Origin of the sequence: Pantoea sp. CTOTU50773, from assembly GCF_032082325.1 — a bacterium.
Taxonomy (GTDB): Bacteria; Pseudomonadota; Gammaproteobacteria; order Enterobacterales; family Enterobacteriaceae; genus Pantoea; species Pantoea communis.
The window spans coordinates 1-11623 of sequence record NZ_DAMDQC010000136.1 but is presented as its reverse complement, the minus strand read 5'-3'; the positions used below and the strand labels follow the sequence as shown (position 1 = coordinate 11623).

At 50.5% G+C, this 11623-nt stretch carries 18 protein-coding genes and 1 pseudogene; 11 read left to right on the top strand and 8 right to left on the bottom strand.

The window, feature by feature from the left end; translation table 11 throughout:
* Positions 1-629: substrate-binding domain-containing protein (locus RT340_RS17945; RefSeq protein WP_313377410.1), on the top strand; the 629-nt coding region annotated here is incomplete at its 5' end.
* Between the two features lie 35 nt (positions 630-664).
* On the opposite strand, the gene RT340_RS17940 is transcribed toward RT340_RS17945, so the two are convergent.
* Both RT340_RS17940 and RT340_RS17935 read right to left on the bottom strand, forming a co-directional pair.
* Complete coding sequence (locus tag RT340_RS17940) at positions 665-1207, bottom strand: YbhB/YbcL family Raf kinase inhibitor-like protein (protein WP_160834256.1); 543 nt, start codon at positions 1205-1207, stop codon at positions 665-667.
* A gap of 57 nt (positions 1208-1264) precedes the next feature.
* Positions 1265-2797 (bottom strand): MFS transporter, encoded by a 1533-nt coding sequence (locus RT340_RS17935; protein WP_313377409.1) that lies wholly within the window; start codon positions 2795-2797, stop codon positions 1265-1267.
* A gap of 178 nt (positions 2798-2975) precedes the next feature.
* On the opposite strand from RT340_RS17935, the gene RT340_RS17930 reads away from it, so the two are divergent.
* Positions 2976-3848, top strand: coding sequence for a LysR substrate-binding domain-containing protein (locus RT340_RS17930; RefSeq protein WP_313377408.1), 873 nt, complete (start codon positions 2976-2978; stop codon positions 3846-3848).
* Here the strand turns inward: RT340_RS17930 and RT340_RS17925 are convergent, their stop codons facing one another.
* A complete protein-coding gene (locus RT340_RS17925) occupies positions 3849-4025 on the bottom strand; it encodes a DUF1289 domain-containing protein (RefSeq protein WP_034829866.1) in 177 nt (58 codons plus the stop codon).
* Positions 4026-4037: 12 nt separating this feature from the next.
* Positions 4038-5093: a nickel/cobalt efflux protein RcnA gene (locus tag RT340_RS17920; protein WP_313377407.1), complete on the bottom strand. Its 1056-nt coding sequence runs from the start codon at positions 5091-5093 to the stop codon at positions 4038-4040.
* Between the two features lie 115 nt (positions 5094-5208).
* On the opposite strand from RT340_RS17920, the gene RT340_RS17915 reads away from it, so the two are divergent.
* Both RT340_RS17915 and RT340_RS17910 read left to right on the top strand, forming a co-directional pair.
* Complete coding sequence (locus tag RT340_RS17915) at positions 5209-5484, top strand: metal/formaldehyde-sensitive transcriptional repressor (RefSeq protein ID WP_034824208.1); 276 nt, start codon at positions 5209-5211, stop codon at positions 5482-5484.
* A 9-nt stretch (positions 5485-5493) separates the two neighbouring features.
* Positions 5494-5844 carry a DUF3147 family protein gene (locus RT340_RS17910; RefSeq protein ID WP_097119071.1) on the top strand — a complete coding sequence of 117 codons (351 nt, stop codon included), beginning with the start codon at positions 5494-5496 and terminating at the stop codon, positions 5842-5844.
* Between the two features lie 172 nt (positions 5845-6016).
* On the opposite strand, the gene RT340_RS17905 is transcribed toward RT340_RS17910, so the two are convergent.
* On the bottom strand, positions 6017-6553 hold the full coding sequence (locus tag RT340_RS17905; RefSeq protein ID WP_160834250.1) for a cysteine hydrolase family protein: 537 nt from the start codon (positions 6551-6553) through the stop codon (positions 6017-6019).
* Between the two features lie 352 nt (positions 6554-6905).
* Here RT340_RS17905 and RT340_RS17900 point away from each other — a divergent pair, with 352 nt between their 5' ends.
* From RT340_RS17900 to RT340_RS17890, 3 genes are all read left to right on the top strand, one after another.
* Positions 6906-7652 carry an AraC family transcriptional regulator gene (locus tag RT340_RS17900; RefSeq protein ID WP_313377406.1) on the top strand — a complete coding sequence of 249 codons (747 nt, stop codon included), beginning with the start codon at positions 6906-6908 and terminating at the stop codon, positions 7650-7652.
* A gap of 77 nt (positions 7653-7729) precedes the next feature.
* Positions 7730-8344 carry a LysE family translocator gene (locus tag RT340_RS17895; RefSeq protein WP_313377405.1) on the top strand — a complete coding sequence of 205 codons (615 nt, stop codon included), beginning with the start codon at positions 7730-7732 and terminating at the stop codon, positions 8342-8344.
* A gap of 24 nt (positions 8345-8368) precedes the next feature.
* Positions 8369-8656: a chorismate mutase gene (locus RT340_RS17890; RefSeq protein ID WP_313377411.1), complete on the top strand. Its 288-nt coding sequence runs from the start codon at positions 8369-8371 to the stop codon at positions 8654-8656.
* A 95-nt stretch (positions 8657-8751) separates the two neighbouring features.
* On the opposite strand, the gene RT340_RS17885 is transcribed toward RT340_RS17890, so the two are convergent.
* Complete coding sequence (locus tag RT340_RS17885; RefSeq protein WP_097119075.1) at positions 8752-9042, bottom strand: hypothetical protein; 291 nt, start codon at positions 9040-9042, stop codon at positions 8752-8754.
* A gap of 124 nt (positions 9043-9166) precedes the next feature.
* A complete protein-coding gene (ycgZ, locus tag RT340_RS17880; RefSeq protein ID WP_058960954.1) occupies positions 9167-9412 on the bottom strand; it encodes a regulatory protein YcgZ in 246 nt (81 codons plus the stop codon).
* Positions 9413-9693: 281 nt separating this feature from the next.
* Here ycgZ and RT340_RS17875 point away from each other — a divergent pair, with 281 nt between their 5' ends.
* The 3 genes from RT340_RS17875 to RT340_RS17870 are packed head-to-tail and all read left to right on the top strand — an operon-like array spanning position 9694 to position 10413.
* A complete protein-coding gene (locus RT340_RS17875) occupies positions 9694-9828 on the top strand; it encodes a type II toxin-antitoxin system RelE/ParE family toxin (protein WP_313377404.1) in 135 nt (44 codons plus the stop codon).
* On the top strand, positions 9822-10094 hold the full coding sequence (locus RT340_RS22625; protein WP_097119076.1) for a type II toxin-antitoxin system RelE/ParE family toxin: 273 nt from the start codon (positions 9822-9824) through the stop codon (positions 10092-10094). Before RT340_RS17875 ends, RT340_RS22625 begins: the two co-directional genes overlap by 7 nt.
* Positions 10087-10413, top strand: a complete 327-nt coding sequence (locus RT340_RS17870; RefSeq protein ID WP_097119077.1) for a helix-turn-helix domain-containing protein — start codon at positions 10087-10089, stop codon at positions 10411-10413. The genes RT340_RS22625 and RT340_RS17870 overlap by 8 nt, the downstream gene beginning before the upstream one ends.
* A 90-nt stretch (positions 10414-10503) precedes the next feature.
* Here the strand turns inward: RT340_RS17870 and RT340_RS17865 are convergent, their stop codons facing one another.
* Positions 10504-11340, bottom strand: coding sequence for an oxidoreductase (locus tag RT340_RS17865; protein WP_313377403.1), 837 nt, complete (start codon positions 11338-11340; stop codon positions 10504-10506).
* 108 nt (positions 11341-11448) lie between these two features.
* On the opposite strand from RT340_RS17865, the pseudogene RT340_RS17860 reads away from it, so the two are divergent.
* Positions 11449-11623, top strand: a pseudogene (locus RT340_RS17860) (AraC family transcriptional regulator); the annotation flags it as partial.

Here is an 11623-nt window from a genome sequence, read left to right as displayed (position 1 = left end):
CAAAACTACTGCCTGACGTGGCGACGGTGAATTTAAGCCAGAGCCGTGAAGCAGGTGCTGAGGTCGTGATTGCCGATGGTTTCGATGCGGGTGCCGAGATGGGGTTATTGTTACTGTCTCAAGGACATCAACGCTTTTGCTTTATGCACAGTCAGCAGCAGGCCGATCCCGCGCGTCAAATGGCAGGCCTGGTGTCCAGCCTTGAGGCAGAACATAAAACGCTGAACATTCAGCTGGTGGCCGGGGCTAACGATCGAGAACTGGCTTATCAGACCATGATGGCCTACCTGAAGAAAACCCGTGCAGCCGAGCGCATTAATGCACTGTTCTGCGAAAGCGATGTGCTGGCCTTTGGTGCATTGCAGGCAGTGCGCGATTTTGGCCAGGGCGCACACGTGGCAGTCGTAGGTTTTGATGATGTGGATGAAGCCCGCGCCTCAACCTCGCATCCGACCAGTTGGGCACAGCGTCGTGACTTGCTGGTCAACGAAGCACTGAATCGTTTACTGGAAAACCGTGCTGATACAGGCAACGCCTGGCAGCAAGGTGAGTTGCAGGTGCGTCACTCCCATCACGGAAAATATGTCCCGGGTGAAATGTCGCAGTGTGGTTGTGCGATTCGACACTAATTTTATTGGGTCGCCAGGCCGGCGACCCGCTGCAATCAATTCTCTAAACGCCCGACCAGGCTAGCAGAACCCAGCGCGTGACCTTTCAATTTTGCGACTAACTCAGTGTGACTGAGTCCTGCGGGTAAAGTGCCGTTCGCAAGGTCGGTCGCCACCAGCACAAAATTGTAGTGGTGATAGCCCGCGCCTGCGGGTGGACAAGGGCCATAATAGTTTTGCGTGCCGGGCGTATTGGTGCCATAGCTAAAATTTCCTCCTTTGCTTAACTCACCCTGTTGGAATTTGTTACGCGTAGCATCAATGTTGTACGCCAGCATATGCGTCACCCCCAAGCCTTTGGCGCCAGCCGGATCGGTCAGCAGTAGCACATAACTCTGGGTGCCCACGGGCGGATTGGCCCAGCTAAGCGCGGGCGACAGGTTTTTGCCGCTGCAGGAGAGATTGTTCTTATCATTGCCACCCAATGCTTTCTTCATCACGCCGTTATCGGCGAAGTCTGCTGACCTAAGCGAAAACGCCGCCGCATGGGCAAACAGTGGCAAGCTGCTTAAGCAGAGTAGGGTCATTAACTTCTTCATTATTGCTCCTCAACAAGGACGGGTTGTGCGTGCGACAGTCGATCCCACGCGTGAAAATTAGCGCTGGGCTAGCGCCGTTGGCTGACGCGCCGAATAGAGCACAACGATGGCGGAAAACAGGGCAAATGCTGCAGCACACAACAACATGCTGGCAAATCCATCGGCGTAGCTGGTAATGATGAGTGGTTGTAAAGAGACCTGATGAACGGCGTCATACATCGCCAGTGCATGGCGGAAATCGCCGGCGATAACCTGCGCGCTAAAACCGGGTTGAAGGGGCAACTGCGCGTGTAGCATCGCTGATTGTAATTGCCACTGTGTGCTGGCCGCCAGAATCGCGCCCAGCGTGGCAAATCCTAACAAAATGCCGGAAAAACGGGCTGTTGTGCTGATACCCGATGCCATTCCTGCCTGCTGCGGCGGTACGGTTGCCATAATCGCCTTTTGGGTTTCGCCATTGAGCAGCCCACCGCCACTGCCGAGTAGGGCCATACCCGCCAGGGTCAGCAGCAAATGGTGGTGGTACACGGCAGTCGCAATCACCATGTTGCCAAAGGAGACGGTGACCAGGCCAAGAGCCAGTAAAGGGGCGGCATGCAGGCGTTTACCGAGCCAGCGCGCCACAACAGGAAACAGCAGCATTGCCAAAGCGAAAGGCAGCATACCCGCTCCGGCCATTAACGGCGTCATTCCCTCAACATTCTGCAATAACAGCGGCAGTAATGAGGTCATAACTTGCGCGGTGGCAGCGTAAGCAAACATCGCTAATACTGCGCCAATAAAGGGGAACGAGCGGAAAAGTTGCAGATTCAACATCGGCCTGCTTTTGCCACTTTCCACACGGACAAATAGGCCAAACCACAACGCGCCGAGACACAATCTGCCCACAACTTCACGGCTCAACCAGCCATGTTGCGGCGCTAATATTAATGCCCTGGTCAAACAGAACATGCCTGCGATAAACAGCGCGATGCCAGGTAAATCGAGTTTGCCCGCGTGTTCATGCCTGGATTCCTCAATGTGGCGGGTGACGGCCAGCATCAGCAGGGCACAAATTGGAATATTGACAAAAAATGTCCAGCGCCAGCCAAGCAACGTACTGATCATGCCGCCGGCTAACGGTGCCAGCACCATGGTCAATCCCATCACACCGCCCCAAATCGCCCATGCCCGGTTACGTGCCTGACTATCGCGAAAGCTGTGCGCGATAATTGCCAGTGCTGGCGCCAGCAGAAATGCGGAGCCAATACCCTGAACCGCACGGGCAATATTGAGTGCCAAAACGCTGGTCGCTATGCCACAGGCGAGTGAGGCCAGTGCAAAGAGTAAAATGCCGCCGAGAAAGAGTCGGCGTCGGCCAAATTTGTCTGCCAGCGCCCCTGCCGGCAAAAGGAGTGAGGAAAAGCTCAGCACGTAAGCGCCGATGACCCATTCCATATCTGCAAAAGAAGCATGCAGACCTTTAGCGATGGTTGGCAACATAACGCCGACGATATTGGTGTCGATTACCGTCAATGCGCAACCGGTTGAGGCGACGAGTAAAACACGATTCAGATGGCGATGGTCGAGCGCGATGGTAGCAGTGGACATCTTTTCTCCCGCGAGCAAGGTAGTGAATGCTTTACAGCTTGAATCCATCACGGAAGTCATTCAATAAACAGTACTGGAGTTATTGTTAGGCAAAAACTAACAACATTTATATTGCTGGCGTTTCCGTTTCAGGTAATGATCGACATGTTCATCACACAAGATAAGTAGGAGGTAAAACGTGGAGTTACGCCATCTACGCTATTTTCTGGAACTGGCAAAAACGCTGCATTATGGCGTGGCGGCTGAGAATCTTAATATATCCACGCCGACGCTGTCGGTGCAGATTAATCAATTGGAAGAAGAATTAGGTGCGCCATTATTTTATCGTACTCAACGTAAAGTCGAGTTGACGCAGATTGGAGAAATTTTCCAACATGAGGCGCGCGAGACTCTACAACATGCCGAGCAGGCCAAATCCCGAGTACGCAGTGCCGCTCGCGGCGAACGCGGTTATATCCGCGTGGGCTATGTGGCATCCGCACTATTATCAGGCATTTTAACCCGGTTATTGACGAGCTTTAGCGCCAGCGCACCTGATATCTCAATCAATGCACGTGAATCAGTCATGGATACACTGGCCACTCAGGTCAGTGAACGTACTATTGATGTTGCCTTTGTGCGCGGTCCTGTGCCGTTGCCTGCCGATGTCGAATACATTGAAGTCGAGCAAGATCACTTCGCATTGGCACTGCCGGATAACCACCCGCTGGTTGCGCAGGAACAACCCATCGAACCTGCGCAACTTAAAGGGGAAACCTTTATTTTGCCCGAACAAGTGTCTGGCACCGTGACCTTTGCACAGCGTGGTGGGTTTATTCTGAGTCGTAGCTGGTCGGCGGGCAGTTTAAATGAAGTGCTGGCCAATGTCGCATTAGGTAATGGTGTCGCGGTAATACCGGCTATTCTGGTGACTCAATTAAAATTAACCGGCATCACTTATCGCGAAATACCCGGAGCCGTTATTCCTTCATCCATTTGGTTCTTATATCGTAAACGTGAACGTACTCCCGCAGTGAATAAGCTGGTGCGCATGATTGAACGAAGCACCTGACTATTTTATTTGCAACGTCGCAACGCGATCTTTCAATGCGCGTTCAATCGCCTTGCGGTGATAGGGTGACATTTTGCGCCACTCCTGTGCCTCTTTACGCGTACGGCCGCAGGCACGACACCAGCCATTTTTTCCCTCAAATATACAGACATCAGTACAAGGCGATTTTACAGACATGGAAATAATTCCTTATTGGGTGAGGCCACTGTAGCCATGGAACATCATATAGACGCCCACGATGGCAATCAGGGCACTAGAGAAGTAAGGTGCGCGGCGTGCAATATCGGCGAATCCTTTCCATCGACGGGATACATGCCGAACACTTAGCGCTGCACCTACGCCGATGGTCACCAGCGTAAGCGCCAGGCCGATGCTGAAGCAGACCACCAGCGCCGCACCAAGACTAAACTGCTTCACCTGCAGGCAGAGAAGGAGGACCGTGATCGCTGCGGGGCAGGGAATTAATCCCCCCGTCAGGCCGAAGAGAAGAATTTGCAGATTGCTGATTTCACGGCCATCAAAGCGTCGGCGTATGTCTTCCGCGTGCGCGCGCTCGTGAGCATCCTGATATTCCTGAGAACCTTCCGCGAACCTGGCCAATTCGCCATGATGTCCGTGTTCATGATGATGTCCGTGTTCATGATGATGCCCGTGCCCATGATGATGTTCATGCTCATGATGATGCCGATGCTCATGATGATGCCCATGCTCATAATGATGCTCATGTTCATGATGATGCTCATGTTCATGATGATGCTTATGTTCATGATGATGCTCATGTTCATGATGATGCTCATGATGATGCCCATGTTCATGATGATGCCCGTGCTCATGATGATTCCCATGTTCATGATGATGATCCTGCGTATGTTCATGATCGTGGTGCTGATGCCACGCTTGTGCTTCAGACCAGGTACGCCAGAACATCCAGGCAGCTGTTGCAATGATAATGAGGCCTGAAATCAGCTGCAGCCAGGGTTCGGCAGCTTCGGCAGTAAACTGCCGACTGATATACATCCCGCCCATCGCAATCAGCCATACCACCGCAGTGTGGGAAAAAGTGGCTGCCAGACCCAGCATCACCGCCTGGCGAACACTGCCACGGATGGCGACGATAAATGCCGCCATCATCGTCTTAGAGTGACCCGGCTCCAGGCCGTGCAACGCCCCAAGCAAGATGGCGCTTGGGATAAACAGCAACGCGCTAGACGTGCCCTGGCTCAGCAGGGCAGCGAAATCATTCATGGTGTGCATCTCGTGTCGTGATAAGTTGAAAGCGGCATTGCAGTGCCGTAAAATCAAAAAATTCAAAGAAAATATACTATACCCCAGTATACATTAAGATCAACAGGAGCCGAGAATGGGCCATACACTCAAGCATCAGAAAAGCCTGTTAACCCGCGTACGTCGTATTAAAGGGCAGGCAGCTTCGCTCGAGACCGCATTGGAATCGGGTGAGGAGTGCCTAAAAGTGTTGCAGCAGGTAGCAGCGGTACGCGGGGCAGTTAATGGTCTAATGGCAGAACTGCTGGAGGGGCATATCAAAGAGCACCTGATGAATGAATCTGCCACCGAAGCGGAGCGCACTCAGGATTTGGAAGAGATTGTCAGCGTTATACGTTCATATCTGAAGTAGGAGCAAACCATGCTGTGGCTCATCGTAAAATACGCCATCACGGCGGGCATGGTGGTGCTGATTTCTGAAGTGGCGAAACGCAGTGACCGTCTCGGAGGGTTGATTGCGGCGCTGCCATTAGTGACGATATTGGTGTTGATCTGGATGAAGCTGGAAGGTCAGAGCCAGGCAAAGATCGCCAGCCACGCCTGGTATACCTTCTGGTACGTGGTGCCAACCCTGCCGATGTTTGTCGCCTTTCCATTTCTCTATCAGCGCTGGGGATTTTGGCCCACGCTGGTGGCGAGTTGCCTGTTAACTATCGTGATTTTTGTCCTGTGGGCAACGTTGCTAAAGCGCTTTGGCATACAATTGATGTAGTCTGATATTTTATGCCTGCACCCTTTTTCTTTACCCCTTTTTTCTCTCGCGCTTGATGAATGAGGAGGGAGAATCCAGCACACAGGTTTATCAAAGTATTTTACTGGGTGCGGGATTCAGCGGGCGCGCGCGGTACTGAGGTTAGGGCGCGATATTGACCGCGCACAAACATTCAAATGAGCGCGTCAGCCGTAGCCGCCAGTTGGGCAAACGGACCCGATAGCGTTTGGTTATGATGGGCAATGATCTGGGATGCACTCATCTGCCCGTTGTCTGTCGTGCTATGTGCATCGCTGATTAATACCACGCGAAAGCCTAAGTCTGCCGCTGCCCGGCAAGTCGTATCCACGCAATATTCTGTTTTCATACCACAAATCACCAACTCTTCAATTCCGGCGAGTTGTAGCGAAGCCAGGAGCGTCGTGCCACGGAAACAGTTGGGGTAGCGTTTCACAAACACACCATCCAACTCGGCATCTATCGCCAACTGTGGAATAAGCTGCGTGAGCGGACTGCTCTCGGCAAGAGGTGTTCCCTCAGGCCCGGTATGGCGAGCAGCAAAGATCGGAGCTTTTGCGTCGCGTGCACGGGCAATCAAGGTGTTGATATTGTTCAGCAAAGTTTCTGCGGCAAATGGCTGCTGCGGCGCAAAAAACAAACCGTGTTGCATATCGATAATCAATAGCGCTTTTTTACTTGAGGATGGCATGGTGTGTCTCCTTTCACTGGGTGATGAACGGAGACAATCCCCGTCCATTGGCTGACGGGGTGAGGATTCTGTACGCTTACGTTTTTGCTACAGATACACTCACGCCGCCGATGAATGCGGTGGTGGTTGTCACTGTGGTCAACGTAATGAACCAAGACATCATCGGCTCGCGGCAGATTGGGGAATAAATCTGACGTTAGCACAACATCGTACAAAATCCCTGCGGTTTTTTTTCTGCTGAGAGGAAAAGGCGCTAAAGTAGCAGTCAGTGTGTATCTGCGGAGAAACGACGTTGGTAAAGCCCGTCCACTTGTCACGCGTTCTGCATAGCCCTATGGCGGGTACAGAGGCCATGGCGCTGCAGAGCGAACATACCTTCCCGCGCCATTCCCATGATCACTTCGGGATGGGTGTCATCTCGCAAGGTGCACAGCGCTCATGGAGCCTGCTGGGGCAGATAGAGGCCGGCCCTGGAGATGTGATTATTGTCAATCCGGGAGAAGTGCACGATGGTATGCCGCTTCAGGGCGCGCGTAGCTGGCAGATGGTCTATCTGGAACCTGAACTGTTGTGGCAGGAGTTACGGATGGAGAGGAGTGATGCCGATGCAGTGCTCAAGCCGTTAGTCAGAGACAACTCTCTGAGCCATCGTCTGTTTCAGCTTTTTTTTGCCCTAAATCAGACCAAGGTTGAACCGGGTTTTCTGGAAGAGACGTTATTACAATGCTTAATGCACCTCTGTCATCACCACCTTCTGACCCTGGCTTTCCCGCCCAACATGACACCCACGATACAAAGGGCAAAGCAATATTTAGATGATGCTCCATCACGTCAGACGAGCCTGAGTGAATTGGCAACGTTGTGTGGGCTAAGTCGATTCCAACTTTTGCGCAGTTTTGCTCGTGAAGTTGGAATGACGCCCCATGCCTATCTCATGCAGTTGCGCGTCCGTAATGCAAGACAATGGCTGGCAAAAGGGAATAGTGTGGCTGATGCCGCTGTTATGAGTGGTTTTGCCGATCAAAGCCAACTCACGCGTGCATTCTCGCGCCAAATGGGTATCACGCCGGCACGCTATCAAAAAGCCATTCTGCTGTAATCCTCTGCAATTTTGTTCAAGACGCAGGCATTTCGTGAATTGATACTCAGGCGATACATTCGACTGAGGGATTAAAAATGCACGCTGGAATAGAGTTTTATGTCACTACTTTGGTGGTAGTGATGTCACCGGGCCCTGGGGCTATGTTAACTATTGCCAGCGGTCTGAATCGAGGAATGCGTGTAAGTTTTATTACGGCTTTAGGGTGCACGCTCGGTATTGTGCCGCATCTTCTCGCTACATTGCTGGGATTAGCCGTTATTTTTCATACCAGTGACTACGCATTCAACATGTTGAAGCTAATCGGCGTTGACTACTTGCTCTACATGGCGTGGATGGCGCTACGTGAGCGGACATCACTGACCACGGAGGTGGAGAGTAAAAAATCCGCATTGCGTATTATTAACCATGCTCTGTTACTCAATCTCTTTAACCCTAAATTATCGCTGTTTTTTCTGGCTTTTTTACCGCAATTTATCGCTTCAGAGAGTTCGACGCCGACACAAGATATTTTAGTACTGAGTGCCATTTTTATGTTGCTGACGCTTTTCATCTTTATGTTGTATGGCGCTTTTGCCGCGCTGATGAGGCGTCGGGTGCTCGAAAAACCGCGCGTGATGCGCTTTATGAACCGAATCTTTGCGTTAGGCTTTGTTTGCCTGGGCATCAAATTGCTCATCAGTTCGCGATAACCCATTTATAAAGGAGAAATCTTGATGGAATTTGACTCTATTGATGCAGTCAGGGAAGAAATTGATAAAGTGGATCAAGAAGTTGTGGCACTGATTGCCCGGCGTGGAGAGTGTGTTAAGGCCGCTGCACAGTTTAAACAAGACCGCGCAGCGGTACGCGCTCCCGATCGTGTCCAACAGGTGATTGATAAAGTGAGATGTCAGGCAAAAGCGCAGGGGTTATCTGAGGAAATTATTGAGCAGGTTTACCGTGCGATGATTAAGGCCTTTATCGATTATGAGCTGCAACAGCATGGTGAATTGAAAGCGTAGTGAAGCGCCCGACAAAAAAAGGCTGCAATGGGTTAAAATTGCAGCCTTAAGTTATGAAAATTTCATTAACAAGAGGGTGCCTCGAGGCCCCGATTTTAATGCTGTGTGTCTTTGCCCGTATTATCGCGGTTGCGAAAAATGTGTGTGACGTTGTTGGTATCTTTGAGTGCCATGCTGTCCTGAGTGGAGGATTGCATGTTGTTCTTCACTTCTGCCATGGCGCGGCTTAGTGCTTTTTGGCGGCCAGCATCGGGTTCAACGGACGCCATCAAACGAAGCTTATCGAGCAGGGCGCTGTTCGTCACCGGCCCCTTTTTTTTCAGCAGCTGCAGTACGGCATCGCCCATGACGATATCAGTTAATCGTTCATCTTTACTTCTGTTCATACACGTTCTCTGGTTACCGCAAAGACCTGCGACAGGTAACAAAGTGGATTCAGTCTAACGTGAAATAACCTATGAGGCGGAAGCCACTTTGTCCGATGTCAGGTCGGTGCGCAAGTTCTCAGGATCATCGCTCGGAGGTAAACATCAGGCCAATTAACTGTTGGTAGTGCAACTCTTCTTCCGGGCTGTTTGCCTGTTCCAGTCGGCAAATCAGCTTGGTGCAGATCGTTTTGCGACTCAGTGAACGGCCTGAACGCAGTATTTCTCCAACGATTTTACCCAGGATTTCCTGCTGAGAAGGCAGGGAAGCCTCATTAAAATAACGCGTAATCGCATCCGACGTTGATAGCAGGTTTCGACCCTGACGCATGGTTCCATCCTCCAGGTTAACTAATGAGCACCAGGCCCACTAAAGTTATACAAAGAACAGCCTGTTGTACAGGAATAAGGTTAACCATCAGGGGAGCTGTTTTTGCAAAAAGTGCTAGTCTATTAATTACAGATGCTTATGTAAAAGCACTCTTTTCAGGGCATTAAACTTGATGTCTGGGCTAATAAGATAGAGATTGAGTTAACCTATGGTACTTAGTACTATAGATATTGCATGTGTGGACAAGGAGCGTCCTTATCGAATCACAGTCAGGAGACACCATGGCAATTTATGTTTTAAAACCATTCGACAGAAATACCAAAGCTGATGGGATTGACGACGGCAAGCTATGCATTGCAGCGTTAGAAGTTATCGCGGGTCGATATGAAGCTAATTTAGGCGGTGGGGTATATTAGGCGGTGGGGTATATAAGAAACGCATTCCCTTAACCAAAGGTAAAAGTAGTGGTGCCAGAGCTGTCATTGCTTTCAAAATTGATAAGCACCTCTTCTTTGTAAATGGGTATGCTAAGTCAGCAGTCAAAAGCACAATACGAGAAATGACCGAAACTGAACTGCTACTTTATAAGCAAGTTGCCAAAGAGTTATTCAACCTCACCACTGAACAAGCAAGACGAGCGATTAGGGCGGGGAAAATGCGAGAGGTGCAGTGTGATGGTTAATCACCTTAAAGATCTTCAGGAAATCGCACATGATTTCAATGAAATTGGCGTTGTCTCTGATGATCTTAAAGAAAAAATCGATTCAAGGGTAAGATTGCGCGAGTTGCGAGCGGCACTGCCTGTTCAGCCTATGATGTCGGGCCAGGCTATTAAAGAATTGCGTGAGCGTTTGGGCTTGAGTCAAGCAATGCTGGCGGCTTGCGTTGGAATGTCAGTCGCCACGATTATTAAATGGGAACGAGAAGAAAAAAAACCAAACGGCGCGGCGCTGCGTTTGCTCAATATTATTGATCGTAAAGGTTTGAGTGTTCTTCAGTAATACCAAAGCCCCTGAATCGGGGCTTTAAGTTCCTTATTAATTATTTGAACCCCCAATGTGCTAATTACTATTACATTCCTGTAAAGGTCACTAATCACCATCTGTTGAACGTGTCAGCGTTTTCCACGCCTCGATCTCTGCATTCAACGCCACAAGTTTATCTTTCACCAGCTTTAATGCATCGCTGCCGAGCAGCAAATGTGCAGGCGGGTTATCGCTCTCAATGATAGCCAGCATCGCGCGCGCCGCTTTCTGTGGATCCCCAAGCTGTTTGCCGCTTTTCGCTTCTCTTGCCTGACGGATAGGATCAAAGAGAGCGTTATAATCACTGATGCTGCGTGCGCTGCGCACCATGGAGCGGCCAGCCCAATCAGTACGGAATGAGCCGGGAGCAACAGCGGTGACGTGAATATTGAAAGGCGCAAGTTCTTTACTGAGGGTTTCTGAAATACCTTCCAGCGCAAACTTACTGCCGCAGTAATAACTAATGCCTGGCATAGTGATAAATCCGCCCATCGACGTGATGTTAAGGATATGCCCGCGACGCCGTTGGCGCATGAAGGGCAATACGGCTTTGATCATCGCCACGGCACCAAATACATTAACGTCAAATTGGTGGCGCATCTCCTCCAGCGAGGACTCCTCCATAATCCCTTCGTGTCCATAACCCGCGTTATTGACCAAAACATCAATTGGACCCTGATCAGCTTCAATGTCGGCTATAAGGTCATCAATAACAGCGAAATGAGTGACATCGAGTTCAAACGCCAGCGCATTTTGCGGATGGAGTTGTTCAAATGCCAATTTAGCTTCTACATTTCGCACCGTCCCGATCACGCGATAACCTTTGGCTAAGGCCTCCAGCGCCAGCGCACGACCGAAACCGCTGCTTACACCAGTAATCAAAAGTGTTTTAGAGCTAGACATCGTTTTTCTCCCTACATGAATGATGCATGCATAATATTCTCTGGAGGTCAGCGCTATAAGGCCGTATCTTCTGCTTTTATTGCCTAATCTTATGAGTGAGGAGGAGTGGTGGTAGATTCAGAGGTACAACAACGTACGGTGGAATTGCTTAAATCGCTCGCGCCGCATGAGGGCTACAACCTGACGGCACTTTCTGATGTGCGTATTTTGCGTTCAGATCGCCCACTAGCACGCCCGCCAGTGCTTTACGATCCCGGTATTGTGATTGTCTGCCAGGGAACTA

Coding starts and splice junctions, on each gene's coding strand:
- RT340_RS17940 (WP_160834256.1), bottom strand. CDS start 1,207: ATGAAGAAGTTAATGACCCTACTCTGCTTAAGCAGCTTGCCACTGTTT.
- RT340_RS17935 (WP_313377409.1), bottom strand. CDS start 2,797: ATGTCCACTGCTACCATCGCGCTCGACCATCGCCATCTGAATCGTGTT.
- RT340_RS17925 (WP_034829866.1), bottom strand. CDS start 4,025: ATGTCTGTAAAATCGCCTTGTACTGATGTCTGTATATTTGAGGGAAAA.
- RT340_RS17920 (WP_313377407.1), bottom strand. CDS start 5,093: ATGAATGATTTCGCTGCCCTGCTGAGCCAGGGCACGTCTAGCGCGTTG.
- RT340_RS17915 (WP_034824208.1), top strand. CDS start 5,209: ATGGGCCATACACTCAAGCATCAGAAAAGCCTGTTAACCCGCGTACGT.
- RT340_RS17910 (WP_097119071.1), top strand. CDS start 5,494: ATGCTGTGGCTCATCGTAAAATACGCCATCACGGCGGGCATGGTGGTG.
- RT340_RS17905 (WP_160834250.1), bottom strand. CDS start 6,553: ATGCCATCCTCAAGTAAAAAAGCGCTATTGATTATCGATATGCAACAC.
- RT340_RS17900 (WP_313377406.1), top strand. CDS start 6,906: ATGGCGCTGCAGAGCGAACATACCTTCCCGCGCCATTCCCATGATCAC.
- RT340_RS17895 (WP_313377405.1), top strand. CDS start 7,730: ATGCACGCTGGAATAGAGTTTTATGTCACTACTTTGGTGGTAGTGATG.
- RT340_RS17890 (WP_313377411.1), top strand. CDS start 8,369: ATGGAATTTGACTCTATTGATGCAGTCAGGGAAGAAATTGATAAAGTG.
- RT340_RS17885 (WP_097119075.1), bottom strand. CDS start 9,042: ATGAACAGAAGTAAAGATGAACGATTAACTGATATCGTCATGGGCGAT.
- ycgZ (WP_058960954.1), bottom strand. CDS start 9,412: ATGCGTCAGGGTCGAAACCTGCTATCAACGTCGGATGCGATTACGCGT.
- RT340_RS17875 (WP_313377404.1), top strand. CDS start 9,694: ATGGCAATTTATGTTTTAAAACCATTCGACAGAAATACCAAAGCTGAT.
- RT340_RS17870 (WP_097119077.1), top strand. CDS start 10,087: ATGGTTAATCACCTTAAAGATCTTCAGGAAATCGCACATGATTTCAAT.
- RT340_RS17865 (WP_313377403.1), bottom strand. CDS start 11,340: ATGTCTAGCTCTAAAACACTTTTGATTACTGGTGTAAGCAGCGGTTTC.